Here is a 12966-nt window from a genome sequence, read left to right as displayed (position 1 = left end):
TCCGGCGGTGGGGAAGGTCAGCGATCCGGTGGCGATTCCGGAGGCGTTGGTGGTGACGGTCACCGGTGTCGCTCCGCCGCCGCTGAAGGTGACCGAGGCGCCGGAGACGGGTACACCGTTGCACAGCACGAGCGCGGTCAGGCTGGTCGGCTGACCGGCCACCACGGGACCGATCACAGGCCGGATCACCACCGAGCAAGTCGGCTGCGTGGTGACGTTGACGGTGATGGGGGTGGAGGTGACGTTGGTGCAGGAGCAGGCGGTGTTGGCCGCGGTGACCGTTGCGGTGACCGATGCCGGCCCGGCGGTGGGGAAGGTCAGCGATCCGGTGGCGATTCCGGAGGCGTTGGTGGTGACGGTCACCGGTGTCGCTCCGCCGCCGCTGAAGGTGACCGAGGCACCCGAGACGGGTACACCGTTGCACAGCACGAGCGCGGTCAGGCTGGTCGGCTGACCGGCCACCACCGCCCCCGACGGCGGCAGCAGGAACACCAGACAGGACGGCGGTGCGGGGACGGTGACGGTGATGGGTGCGAAGGTGCAGGCGACGCAGGAGCCGGCTGCCGGGGTGAAGCTGACGCCCACCGTCTGACCTGCTGTCAGCGCGACCCCCAAGTTGGTTGGGGCGACCACGCCGTTGACCACTGCGGCCGTGACCGTGGTCCCGCCCGGCAGAGTGTAGGTCAGCGTCCCGTTGACGGAGGCCAGGCCGGCGCTGCAGGTCAGCGTGGTGGTGGCTGTCGTGGTCCCGCCGCCGGGAGTGGACACCGTCGTCGAGATGGTCCCGGCCGGCGCCGCAGTGACGGTCACGGTACCGCTGTCGGCCCCCACCACGACGCCGCCGGCGTCGACGTAGCTCACCGAGACCAGCTGTACGCCCGAGCCGACGGCCGTGAACGTCGCCGGGCCGGCGACGCCGGCGACCACCGGCAGCGTCAGGGCAGTGGCGCCGTCGTAGGTGAAGACGGCCGAGGTGGCCCCGGCGGGCGCGCCGGTGACGATGGCGGTGAAGGTCGAGCAAGCCGCCACCGTTGAGGGAATGACGATTACTGCCATGAGAGCAGCCCCTTTTGAGGAGAGTCGGGTGTGGGCTGCCGCATACGGCCGCACGCCTTGCTGGTGCGGTTCAGGCATTCACCTGCCGGGGTGCCCATGCATGTGGACAACGATCCAGCGATCGCCGTCTGACACCACGACAGAGGATGGGCACCCACAGTCGGTTACTCCATTACAGGCACAGAAGCCAAATCGCGACCATATGCAGGATTCGGATTAACCCGAACGGTCTAATGTTCTCCTTGCCAAATCTCACAATTGGCACAGGGGCAACATGGTGCTCAGAGTGCACATAATCGCTAGCACTCCCCTGGAGTCCCGTACCCCGGTGGGTGGTTGGCTGCGGCGGACCTTTACCAGTGACTGTCCTGGTCTGCTTCCCGGGGCACCAGCGGTGCAGGCCGATGTCTGTTTTTCCTCTCCGAGAGGAGATTGACCGGTCACGGGGTGCGAACCCGGATGCGGTGGCGGGATGTGCCGCTGGTCACGCATGCGTACGGCGCATGCTGGAACTGACCGGCCCTGGCCAGGTATGCACAGTTACCCCGCGCCTCCACAGGTCTCGCGGTTCGCTTGTGGAACCGATGGCCAAGGCAGTCGGCGCCGGGCCGCGGAGCACCGGTTGGCTGGCCTATCGCTCTTCTTTGCTGGCCCCGGTTCGGCGGAGAAATCGCTGACTGCAGTCCACGAATTCCGCCAACAGCACCTTCATCTCGAGTTGCCTTTCAACGGCCCGCTGTCGCCCTCCAGCTTCGTCAACAGCTCCTCGTCCAGCATGCATTCCGCAGGGTCCGTAACTGGCAGGAGGAATTAGTGGCCGATCATGACGTCTGCGCCGCCGGCGCTTTGTCGGCGGTGGCAGCGATCCTGCTCGCGCGATGGCGCCTGGCGGCATACAGCAGCAGCTCACGCGCTGCCGCTGTGTTCCGCCGTGCCTCACGTCGGACGGCATTGAGGGATGCCCGGCACTCGGTTTCCACCGCGACCTGGGTTGGGCCGTGCGTGGCGACGGACGCGCCGTGCGCTCAGCGGGCGGTGCGGGAAGCCGAAGCCCTCGTGCATGGCTACTGGCGCCAGAGCAGTCCCCTCCACCTGTCCCAGCACGACCCCATCAGCCCTGAACTGCCGAGCCCGACCACACCCTGAGTAGGCCGGCCTACTGCCCCGACCGTGCTGGCGCGCGCAGATCATGACCGGGTCGGCGCAGGCCGGACGCGCGGGGTCGGTCAGTTGCTGAGCGCTTCGCGGAGGTTTCGCGGCAGTTGATGAGGGTGTTGCCCTTGCGCCGGCAGCCAGTGGCGCCAGACCAGGCGCGGGGCGCGGCGGGTGAGCCAGGCGCAGGCCAGGCCGATGGCGGTTCCGTCCATGTGCGCGGCACCGGTCAGCCGCGGCTGTTCATGGACACGGGCGGAGCGGACGCATCCGCCTGGCGCAGTTCGGCGAGGAGTACGTTCTGCCCGTCCAGGAGTTCTGTGAGGATTCGTCTGGCCGCGCGCAGGAGTTCGGCGACATCTCCGCCGGCCAGTGCGTAGCGGACGGTGGAGCCTTCCCTGATGGACACCACGATGCCAGATCGGCGCAGGACGGCCAGTTGCTGCGAGAGGCTGGACGGCTCGATCTCGATGTCGGCGAGCAGGTCCCGTACGGGAACCGGTCCATGCTGGAGCAGTTCCAGGACCCTGATCCGCACGGGGTGGCCGAGCATGCGGAAAAAGTCCGCCTTGGCCTGGTAGAGGGGGACTTGCATGAGCGCTCGCTCTCTGCCCGGTCGGCTGCGGTTCGGCGGAGTGCGGCGGCGTCCTGGGACACCGCCGCACCGGCCCTTGACGACTGATCCTTGCTGCCCCGGGCCGTGCGCCGGCACGATTTGGGATCATGCTGATGTGGTGACTTGAAGAAGTCTTCACATCATGGGCGCAGGACGGCCCGGGCTCTGAACGGTCGCTAGACCTCGAGCTGCTCCTCGACCCGCTTGAGCTGGTGGCGGGCCATGGCCAGGTTCGAGCGTTCCTTGTCGAGCACCAGGTAGAGGAACAGGCCGTTCCCACTGCGACCGGTGATCAGGCGGATGAGGTGGTACTGCCTCTCGAGTGTGATCAGGATGTCCTCGATCCGGCTCTTGAGGCCCAGCTCTTCCATCGTGCGCACCTTGGCGCGGATGACGTCCGTGTTCCCGGCCGCAGCGATCGTCAGGTTGAGGTCCTTGTCTCCGCCCAGGGTCCCCAGGGCCATGCCGCTGGTGTAGTCGACGACCGCGGCTCCCAGCGCCCCCTCGACCGCGGTCATCATTTCCTTCAGTGACACTTCCACGCTCGCCATGGCGGCGTCCTCCCCTTTGGCTGTCGGTTGCGGCGGACCGGCGCTTGCCGTCCCGCCCGATGCACGGACCGTAGGCCCGGGGGAGTGACACCGGGACGGGGTATCTGGGACTGACACATGATGACCGAAGAATTGCGCCCCTTGTCCGTTCGAGCGACGGGAACTGGCATTACAAGGGCCGAAGTAAGTACTTCACGCCGAGGTGACAATGAGGGCGACCGGCTCCGGCGAAGCGGTCCGCTCGGTCGAAGCGCCGCGTGGGCAGGTCCTCGCTCGTCGAGCCGGCGTCGTGTTGGAGCCTTCCTTGTCGAGGTAGATGACCTTCTCGCCGTGCTTCCCGCCCGTAGGTGTGTGGCCGCCCCGATGGGGCCCGGTGTGCTCGATGCGGTAGTAGTGGCTTTTCTCGTGGCGGTGGCAGACGACCGGTTGCCCCTGGTCGCCTTCGTTGTGCGCAGGCAGGAGCCAGTCCCAACTGGAGAACGCCTCGGCGCCCGCGCCTCGGTCACCGCTCATGAGGTGGTACGGCTTGCCGGGGCTACGAGCTCGATGACACCAGCCGCGTACCAATGAGAGCCCTCAGCATCGCGGCGCCCGCCACACCGCCGCAAGGTGCAAGAACGCCGCATGGACAGCGCGTGCCCGCCGCCCAGGAACGTCGTGACCTCACCGCCACGCATCGGGCCCTTGGCCCGCAGACGCGGAACGTGCCGCCGCTGGGTCTCGCCGTGTTCGTCGGCGATCCGGAACGACACCACACCCAGCGTCGGGTCGGTCTCGTACATCGCGGCCAGCTTCGAGAACACGTCCGTGTCCACCAGGAGACCGTCGTCGTCCAGGTCTACGACCACGTCGACATCTCCGCACCGGCGCAGGTGGGCGATCGCGGCGTTCCGGCCGCCGGAGACCCCCAGGTTCTCCGCCATCTCCACCCCGTCCGTGCCATCCGGCAGCTCGGGCAGCGGCGTGCCGTTGCCGATCACCACCACCCCCGCCGGCGGCAAATCCTGCCGGGCCACCGACTCAAGCAGCGCCGCCAGTTCAGCAGGCCGGTTGCCCATGGTCAGGACGGCAACCCCAAGGCGCGTGTGACTCACAGGCCAACTCCCATCGAACGGCGAACGGCCGCAGCTTAGCCGTCCCCCCACGGGTGAGGAGATGCCGTCGGCCTCGCCGGACTGGCTGATCCAGTACGGTCTCAACCACTCGAATGTGGACGCTGTGCACGCCGGTGACTGCTGGGCGGCGGCCAAGAGCGGCCGATGCCGTCCGGCCAAGCCGGCAGTAAGCGATCGATGCCCTGCGCTGACAGGTGCCGCCCTGCATCCACTGCCGACCCGACACCGCCCTCGGCATCCTCGACCGAGAAGAGTTTTCGAACAAATGGGCCGGAGTGCCCCTATTTGGGTGGTGTCTTCTTGCCTGGAGTGTCGAAGGCCTTCCAGCGGTTAGTCCATGTGGCGGAAAGACCCTGGGGCCCTGCACTCCGTTGGCTGAGAAGCCCGGGAAGGGCAGTCCACGGGTTCGCACTGTGAGAGGAAGACACCGTCGTGAAGAAGCTTGTCCCCGCCGCTTTGTTCATGGCTCTGGTCCCCGCCGTCGTGCTGGGAGGCGCCTCCACGGCGTCCGCTACGGGCCACTTCAGCTGCAGTAACGGCCTCGCCAACGTCGTCACCTGCAACAGCACGAGCACCGGGCCGGTGAGCCTGAAGATCACGGGGAACCGGGCACTGACCGGTAACGAGCTGGGAGTACTGGAAAACAACCTCGACAAGTCCACCATCAGCGCGACGGCCCTGAAGAACGTGACGGTCAACACCTACAAGTCCTTCAACCCCAGCGTGACAGTCAAGAACATCACCGTCTGCATCGCTTCGGTCTGCAGCTGAACGAAGTACACCTAGGACGCCCGCACTCCGGTCTCTGGAATACAAACAGGGCCCGGAGTGCGGGCGTGTGAGCACGGATAGGCCATGACCGGGCGGTCCAGGGAGCCGGCTGTCGGCAGAGTCCCTGGCTGGCTGATCACATCGTTCGATGGCCGGCTTCGTCACCGACGGTGTCGTCGGCAAGAACGACGGCCGCCTTGATGCGCTTGCCCACCGGCTCGCGGTGCATCTCCAGGTCCCGGCAGACCGCCGTTGTGATCTCCAGACCGTGCAGGCCCACCCGGGCCCGGGTCCGCTTCCCTCGCTGTCGGCAGGGTCGGATCACTGTCCCACACGGTCACCTCAAGGGCGCCGTCTTTGAGTTCCAGGGTCAGCAGGAGGGGACCGGGAGCTGTTTCTGCACATTGGTCACCGGTTCGCTCACCACCAGCTGAACCATGGCCGCAGCACGCTCTACACTCCCAGTCCGTGCTGGGCGCGGAGATCTGTCAGGAAGGTTCTGGCGAGATCACGGGCGTCGGAGATCTTCTCACTGCCGTCGAACGCTGTGGACACCGCTATCGGCCGGCTGGCCAGCTCCTGGCCAGTACCGTCAGCAGCCTGCTTCATAAGCCTCCTCGTGATTCAGTCGAACTACTGGTCCGCACCACCTGCTTACCCTCAGGTCCCGACCGCAGGCCCAGCCAATGGGCGGTCTGCAGACACGACTCACATCAGCCGGCAGGGTTTCGCATGTCCGGTTTGATGGGGAATCAGATCGGCAGACTCCAGACCGGGGCGGTGGAGGTAGGGGAGTGATCACAGGTGGTCGCAGTGGGACCCGGGCAGCACAACTCCCCGATGGGCAGGCTGTGCTCGATGTCGAGGCGGGGGATCGGCGTGGTAGTAGGGGGTCATGGCCAAGAGCTCGGCGAAACGCTCGTCGCGGACGGGCGCATGAGGACGATTCCAGGCCGTGGCCGTCGGTCTCGACCGAGGACCAGCAGCCGGCGGTGATGTAGGCCCAGCTGTCGGCGCGCGGTCCTGATGCGGGGGGCATCGGCCACCGCTACCAGGCGCGTCTCAGTACAGGGGCCAAGCCGAACGCGGGGTGTGAAGTCGTGCCTGGGTGGCACCGGTGCGCTCGAGCTCTGCCACGAGGACGGTCAGGACGACGCGCGCAAGCATCGGCATGACCCCGCCCTTGGCGTCCAGGGTCAGTGTCAGCTTCGTTTCGTCGACCCAGGTGCAGTTCGCGTAATAAGGCGCGGTGGCGATCTGGTCGGCGGCGGGTACGCGGCCGTCTTCGGTCGCCTGGCCGATCGAGGGGGCGGCGGCTCGCAGCGCCGCGATGGCCGCCTGCGGGTCGCAGTCGGTGACCGCGACGCACCAGACCTGTTCGACAAGGACCTCGTAGTCCTCGCATTCGATGGTGGTGATCGGCAGTGTGTGGGGGGCGACGGTGATGCCGCCGGGCCGGCTCAAGGAGGTCGCGGCTCGCCGCATCCACGGGGCGGTGCGCACGTCGTGCGCCTCGAGATAGGCCTGCGCGATCCGCCAAGGCGCGTCCAAGGCACCGAGTTCGGCTGCCTTGGCGAATCGCTCCTCTGCGCCGTCGCGGTCGCCCGCGGCCAACAGTTCGCGGGCGTGCTGGAGGGCGGCCTCACCGTCGGGGCCGGGCTGGTGATCATCCATATCGTCATCCTTACCAGTCGGCTCGGGCTGGTGGGCCGTTTCCCAGGGACGGACACCAGCAGTGAGTGAGCCGGTCGACGCCTGCAGGTCGGTGTCGCCGTACCCCTCCGCCCGCTCTACGCGCAGTGGCGCTCACGCCGGAGGGCCGGCCGTGCTCGTCTCCTCGTCGAGCCCGCTGCCCATCGGTCGTCCGGCCGCGCTGTGGCTTCGCCGGCGTCAGGGGAGAGCGTTACGCAGACAGATGGACAGTATCTGGCAGATTGCTGGATCCGTGGCCCAGTCGGGGTCGGCGAGTTCCCCGACAGTGGTAACGGACTGGTAGCCGTCGTCGGTGCGGACGACGACGCGGAATATTTGCCCCTGGGCGGCGACTTCGTCCGACTGATGGGGACCGACCAGCGCGACGCCCGCCAGTCCCCCTGCCCGGCGGGGAACAGCAACTGCTCGTCCTGCCAGGAGACCGTGCAAACCTGTCACGCGTGACGGAGACGGCCAGGCTGCGCGCGCCACCATGCTCACGGCCGTCGGCTACCCGGTGCCCAAGACCGTGCGGGACCTGTTCGAGCTCTACCTGACGTGGGGCCTGGCCCGCCGCGAGGAGACACCGGACGGCACCCGGTGGTGGCCGTGCCCGGGGTGAAGCCGGAGGTGACCGTCGGCCACCTGGAGAAGCCCGTGACCAACGCCCCTACCACGCCCCGGGCTCGGCGCCCCCCTGCCAGCCGGGCCCGGCCCCTTCTCGCGCTCGGGGCCGCCCGGGGCGCCTACGCGGTCGGGTGACTCGAAACCCGGGATCGGGGAACCGGAAGAGATGCCCTGCCCCAAAAAGGGGAGGGCCGGGTCTCCGGACGCCCCGGCTCCCTCACCGGAAGAAGGACCATGATGGCGCACGAAGACGACGGTGGGCAGGCCCCGCCGAACACCCCGGGCAGGCGCTCCGACGGTGACGGCGTCACACGCCGCCGTCCGCTGCGCGAGCGGCACGTCGAGGAGACGGTCGAGGTCGCGGTGCCGGTCCGCACGGCCTACAACCAGTGGACACAGTTCAAGACGTTCCCGCGCTTCTCGACCGTGGTGCGCGACGTCGAGCAGCTCCGGCCCACCGTCACCGCGTGGACCATCGGCTACGGCCCCCTGCGCCTCCGTTTCGCGGTCGAGATCGTGGAACAGGACCCCGACGCCTACCTGGCCTGGCGTGGCCTGGAGCAGCACCCCACCCACCAGGGCGAGGTCGAGTTCCGGCCCACGGAGTTCGGCGGCACCGCGATCACGGTCCGTATGCTCCTCCAACCGCAGGGGGCCGCGCAGGCCCTCACCCGCTCGTCCAGGGTCACGGGACTGACCGCCCGCCTGGTGCGCGGCGAACTGGTGAGCTTCAAGCACTTCATCGAAGGACTCGGTCAGGAGGGCGGTGCCTGGCGCGGCACCATCCGCAACGGCCGGGTCCAGCACGACACCCCGGAACCGCCCAGGAGCCGTGTCGCCCAGTGGCCCGTCGGCTGACCCGGGTACCGCACACGGCAAGAGAAAGGCCAAGCGATGCAGAACCCGCCCGGTGAGGAGCCGGAGTCCTCCCTCTCCGTGACACCGCCGAAGAAGTGGGCGGCCGGGGTTCCCGCCGTCGTGCACGCGCTGGAGTACTCCCTGGAGCAGACCTCCCCGCGCAAGACCGGGGTCGACCTGCTCACCATGAACCAGGTGGGCGGGGTCGACTGCCCCGGCTGCGCGTGGGCGGACCCCGCCCCGGGCCGGCGCCACCGCAACGAGTACTGCGAGAACGGCGCCAAGCACATCAACGACGAGGCCACCACGCGCCGGATCACCGCCGACTTCTTCCACGAGCACAGCGTGTCCGATCTGGCGGCCCGTTCCGACATGTGGCTCAACCAGCAGGGCCGGCTCACCGAGCCGATGATCAAACGGCCCGGATCGGACCACTACGAGCCCATTGGCTGGAACGACGCCCTGGGCGTCCTGGCGCAGGAACTCAAGGGGCTGGACTCGCCCGACGAGGCGGTCTTCTACACCTCCGGCCGGGCCAGCAACGAAGCCGCCTTCGTCTTCCAGCTCTTCGCACGCGCCCTGGGCACCAACAACCTGCCCGACTGCAGCAACATGTGCCACGAGTCCAGCGGCTTCGCCCTGAACGAGACGCTGGGCGTCGGCAAGGGCACCGTGAGTCTCGACGACCTCCACCACGCGGACCTGATCTTCCTGGTGGGGCAGAACCCGGGCAGCAATCACCCGCGGCAGCTCTCGGCCCTGGAGGAGGCCAAGCGCAACGGCGGCCGCATCGTGGCGGTGAACCCGTTGCCGGAGGCGGGGCTGCGGCGCTTCAAGAACCCGCAGAAGCCGCGTGGGGTCGTGGGGCGGGGCACCCAGATCGCCGACCGCTTCCTGCACATCAAGCCGGGCGGGGATCTCGCCCTGTTCCAGGCACTGAACCGGCTGCTGCTGGAGGCGGAGGACGCGCGTCCCGGCACCGTCCTGGACCACGACTTCATCGACGCCCACACCTCCGGTTTCGAGGAGTTCGCCCGGCACGCCCGCACCGTCGAATGGGACGACGTGCGCGCGGCGACGGGACTGACCCGCGAGGAGATCGAGAAGGTCCGCGACGAGGTCCTGCGCAGTGAACGCGTCATCGTGTGCTGGGCGATGGGCATCACCCAGCACAAGCACGGCGTGCCGACCATCCGGGAGATCGTCAACTTCCTGATGCTGCGCGGCAATCTGGGGCGCGCGGGTACGGGCGCCTGCCCGGTGCGCGGCCACAGCAACGTCCAGGGTGACCGCACCATGGGCATCTGGGAGCAGATGCCGGACATCTTCCTGGACGCCCTGCAGAAGGAGTTCGGCTTCGACCCGCCGCGCCGGCACGGCCTGGACTCGGTGAACTCGATCAAGGCGATGCTGGAGGGCCGCGTGAAGGTCTTCCTCGCCCTGGCCGGGAACTTCGTGCGCGCAGCGCCCGACAGCGACGTCACCGAGAAGGCGATGCGTTCGTGCCGGCTGACCGCCCACATCTCCACCAAGCTCAACCGCTCGCACACCGTCTGCGGCGACACCGCCCTGATCCTGCCGACGCTGGGGCGCACCGAGCGTGATGTCCAGGCCGACGGCGAGCAGTTCGTCACCGTCGAGAACTCCATGAGCGAGGTGCACACCTCCCAGGGACGACTCGAACCGGCCTCGCGCGTACTGCTGAGCGAGGTCGCCATCCTGTGCCGGCTCGCCCGGCTGAGCCTCGACGGCGAGGGGGACATCCCCTGGGCCAAGTTCGAGGGCGACTACAACACCATCCGCGACAGCATCTCCCGGATCGTGCCGGGCTTCCACGACTTCAACGCCCGGGTGACCCGTCCGGGAGGCTTCCAGCTACCCAACCCGGTCAACGAGGGCGTGTTCAGGACCGAGACCGGCAAGGCCCGGTTCACCTGTAACGAGCGGGTGGTCCCCCGGGCCCCCGAGGGTCACCTGCTGCTGCAGACCTTGCGCTCGCACGACCAGTGGAACACCGTCCCGTACACCAACAACGACCGCTACCGCGGCATCCACGGCAGCCGCCACGTGGTCCTCGTCAACCCGGCCGACCTGTCCGAACTCGGCCTCGAGCAGGGCGATCGCGTGGACCTGGTGAGCGTCTGGGAGGACGGCACCGAGCGCCGGGCCGAGAACTTCGAGGTCGTGTCCTACCCCGCGGCCAAGGGTTCGGCCGCCGCCTACTACCCGGAGACGAACGTCCTGGTGCCGCTCGACAGCGTCGCCGACGTAAGCAACCAGCCCACGTCGAAGGGCATCGTCGTCCGCCTCGAAACCACGGCCGACCGATCCCGGCCGGCACCCGTCTGACCGAAACCGACGACGCCGCACCCCGGCGGGGCCCGATGACAGCAGCGGGGCCCCGCCGTGCGGCACAGGTGTCTGGCGCGTTCGCGCGGACCCAGGCGCCTTCCGCCTCGGTCATCGGGGAGGTCACGCTGGAGGGGACGGGGACGAGGATGCCCATGATCGATGCGCCGATGAGGCGCAGCCAGGTCGTCATGTCTCGTTTCCGAACGGAGTTGGGGGTGGTGTGGACTTCGTTCATCCAGGCGAGAAGGCGGGGGACGTTGGTGTCGGGTCCGAAGGCGAGACCGTCACCGGTTTCTGGCTCGTCTACAGCACCGCCTTCATGGCCGTCTTCATTCATCAGCGAATGGGGCGACCTCACCCAGATCACCACCGCCAACCTCGCCGCGACCGACGGCTGGCTGCCCACCGCCGTGGGATCCGCCGCCGCCCTGATGTCGGTCTCCGCCCTGGCCCTGCTGGCGGGGCGGTTGATCGCCGCCGCTTGACTGCTCCGCTGTGGCGCTCTGTCCGGCCGTTGCAGACGCCTGTGAGGCCCGTGACCGAGCGCATGACGACGGTGAACGCGGCCGAACCGCCAGGCAGCGCGACGTTTCCGCCACCGGCCCCGTCGTCGGATGAGGCGATCGATTCCGTGGGTTGAACGACAGCAGGCCGCAGTACCGCGGGCGTCGCCGGCTTCAACTGCACAGCCCCATGATGAAGGCGTCGAAGTCGGGAGCCGGGGAGCCCGGCACACCCGGCCTCCAGGCTCTCTACGAGTGCGGCGCGCCGGGCCGCCACCGTGTCCGGCTCCGGGATCGCCGGCGTGCAGCAAGGTGCACAACAACTTGCTGCAACCGGCACAGGTGGCGAGCGCTCTCGCGCATCGGGCACGGTGATGCGTGTGCTCCCCGGACGATCGCGCACACGGCGGGGTCGCCGTCACCGACGCGGTCAGCCTGCGCACCCCCGGGGGAGCCGACGTCCGCCCGAATCATTCGTTGCCGACGCCCGTATATGCGCTGAAACGGAATGAATTGAGGAACGATGCAGAGTCTTCACCTGCCGGCCAGGGAACGCACCGGCTCCTTGACGCAGCGGTTACCCCCGAACGGCGTAGGCGGGCGCCACCGCGCGCACGCGGCCAGCACCCCCCGGGAGCTGCTGCGCGCGGTGCCGTCGACCGCCGCCGCAGCGCGTTCGGTGAGCGCCGGACGCCAGATGACCCGCCGTGTACTGCAGGGTGACGACGACCGCCTGCTCGTCGTCGTCGGGCCGTGCTCGATCCACGACGTGGACGCCGGTCTGGCGTACGCCAGGTCCCTGAGCGAACTGGCCGCCCGCCTCGCCGACGACCTGGCCATCGTCATGCGGGTGTACGTCGAGAAACCGCGCACCACCGTCGGCTGGACCGGACTGCTGGCCGACCCCGCGCTGGACGGCAGTCTCGACCTCAACGGGGGACTGCGCACCGCACGGGCGCTCATGCTGGAGATCGCCGAGATGGGGCTGCCCATCTCCACCGAGTGGCTGAGTCCGGCGGCGCCGGCCTATCTGGCCGACCTGGTCTCCTGGGGAGCCATCGGCGCACGGACCGTGGAAAGTCAGGTGCACCGGCAACTGGCCAGTGGCCTGCCCATGCCCGTGGGTATGAAGAACGGCAGCACCGGCTCGGTGCGCGTCGCCGTCGACGCCGTCCGCTCCGCGGCGGCCCCGCACGCCTACCTCGGCTTCGGTCAGGACGGCAGGCCGGTGGCCCTGCGCACGAGCGGCAACCCCGACTGCCACGTCATCCTCCGGGGCGGTTCAGGCCGGCCCAACTACCGTGCCGAGGACGTGCGCGCGGCGGTGGAGCTGCTGACGGCGGCCGGGCTGCCCACCGGTCTGATGATCGACGCCAGTCACGGCAACAGCGGCAAGGACCACGAGCGGCAGGCCGTGGTCGCCCGCGAGATAGCAGCCCAGGTGGCGGCCGGTGACGTGGACATCCGCGGCGTCATGCTGGAGGGCTTCCTGGTTCCCGGACGTCAGGAACCCGGCCTCGACGGGCTCGTGTTCGGCCAGAGCATCACCGACGCCTGCATGGGGTGGGACACCACGGCCGATGTGTTGCGCGATCTCGCGGCGGCGACCCGCAGGCGCCGCACCGCGACGTCCGCCGCACGCTGATCCGCTCATCACCCCACCCCGTCACGGC

General features: G+C 68.7%; 11 protein-coding genes and 3 pseudogenes. 6 read left to right on the top strand and 8 right to left on the bottom strand.

The features are described 5' to 3' along the window. From ACFY0F_RS29595 to ACFY0F_RS29575, 5 genes and pseudogenes are all read right to left on the bottom strand, one after another. On the bottom strand, window positions 1-1056 hold a 1056-nt coding region (locus ACFY0F_RS29595; RefSeq protein ID WP_388800762.1), incomplete at its 3' end, for a hypothetical protein. A 1381-nt stretch (window positions 1057-2437) separates the two neighbouring features. Beyond that, window positions 2438-2803, bottom strand: coding sequence for an ArsR/SmtB family transcription factor (locus tag ACFY0F_RS29590; protein ID WP_388800759.1), 366 nt, complete (start codon window positions 2801-2803; stop codon window positions 2438-2440). A gap of 197 nt (window positions 2804-3000) precedes the next feature. After that, a complete protein-coding gene (locus ACFY0F_RS29585) occupies window positions 3001-3375 on the bottom strand; it encodes a hypothetical protein (RefSeq protein WP_388800756.1) in 375 nt (124 codons plus the stop codon). Window positions 3376-3567: 192 nt separating this feature from the next. After that, on the bottom strand, window positions 3568-3888 hold the full coding sequence (locus ACFY0F_RS29580) for a hypothetical protein (protein WP_388800753.1): 321 nt from the start codon (window positions 3886-3888) through the stop codon (window positions 3568-3570). 77 nt (window positions 3889-3965) lie between these two features. Continuing rightward, window positions 3966-4469, bottom strand: a pseudogene (locus ACFY0F_RS29575) (glycosyltransferase family 2 protein); the annotation flags it as partial. A 453-nt stretch (window positions 4470-4922) separates the two neighbouring features. Between ACFY0F_RS29575 and ACFY0F_RS29570 the strand changes: the two are divergent. Continuing rightward, a complete protein-coding gene (locus tag ACFY0F_RS29570) occupies window positions 4923-5261 on the top strand; it encodes a hypothetical protein (protein WP_388800751.1) in 339 nt (112 codons plus the stop codon). Between the two features lie 136 nt (window positions 5262-5397). On the opposite strand, the gene ACFY0F_RS29565 is transcribed toward ACFY0F_RS29570, so the two are convergent. The 3 genes from ACFY0F_RS29565 to ACFY0F_RS29555 form a co-directional block, all read right to left on the bottom strand. Continuing rightward, window positions 5398-5541 carry a hypothetical protein gene (locus ACFY0F_RS29565; protein ID WP_388800748.1) on the bottom strand — a complete coding sequence of 48 codons (144 nt, stop codon included), beginning with the start codon at window positions 5539-5541 and terminating at the stop codon, window positions 5398-5400. A gap of 173 nt (window positions 5542-5714) precedes the next feature. Beyond that, the gene (locus tag ACFY0F_RS29560) at window positions 5715-5870 is read right to left on the bottom strand and encodes a hypothetical protein (protein ID WP_388800745.1); all 156 of its coding nucleotides are present in this window, start codon (window positions 5868-5870) and stop codon (window positions 5715-5717) included. A gap of 453 nt (window positions 5871-6323) precedes the next feature. Further along, window positions 6324-6935: a hypothetical protein gene (locus tag ACFY0F_RS29555; protein WP_388800742.1), complete on the bottom strand. Its 612-nt coding sequence runs from the start codon at window positions 6933-6935 to the stop codon at window positions 6324-6326. Window positions 6936-7443: 508 nt separating this feature from the next. On the opposite strand from ACFY0F_RS29555, the pseudogene ACFY0F_RS29550 reads away from it, so the two are divergent. The 5 genes and pseudogenes from ACFY0F_RS29550 to ACFY0F_RS29530 all read left to right on the top strand — a co-directional run. Next, window positions 7444-7575: pseudogene (locus tag ACFY0F_RS29550) on the top strand (DUF6042 family protein); the annotation flags it as partial. Between the two features lie 242 nt (window positions 7576-7817). Further along, a complete protein-coding gene (locus ACFY0F_RS29545; RefSeq protein ID WP_388800885.1) occupies window positions 7818-8438 on the top strand; it encodes an SRPBCC family protein in 621 nt (206 codons plus the stop codon). A gap of 36 nt (window positions 8439-8474) precedes the next feature. After that, the gene (locus ACFY0F_RS29540; RefSeq protein ID WP_388800739.1) at window positions 8475-10787 is read left to right on the top strand and encodes an FdhF/YdeP family oxidoreductase; all 2313 of its coding nucleotides are present in this window, start codon (window positions 8475-8477) and stop codon (window positions 10785-10787) included. A gap of 274 nt (window positions 10788-11061) precedes the next feature. Next, window positions 11062-11266: pseudogene (locus ACFY0F_RS29535) on the top strand (TMEM165/GDT1 family protein); the annotation flags it as partial. A gap of 550 nt (window positions 11267-11816) precedes the next feature. Further along, window positions 11817-12938, top strand: coding sequence for a 3-deoxy-7-phosphoheptulonate synthase (locus ACFY0F_RS29530; RefSeq protein ID WP_388800736.1), 1122 nt, complete (start codon window positions 11817-11819; stop codon window positions 12936-12938). The last annotated feature ends 28 nt before the right edge of the window (window positions 12939-12966 follow it).

This window comes from Streptomyces sp. NPDC001544 (assembly GCF_042894285.1).
Classification (GTDB): domain Bacteria; phylum Actinomycetota; class Actinomycetes; order Streptomycetales; family Streptomycetaceae; genus Streptomyces.
This window is presented reverse-complemented; position numbering and strand designations above follow the sequence as displayed.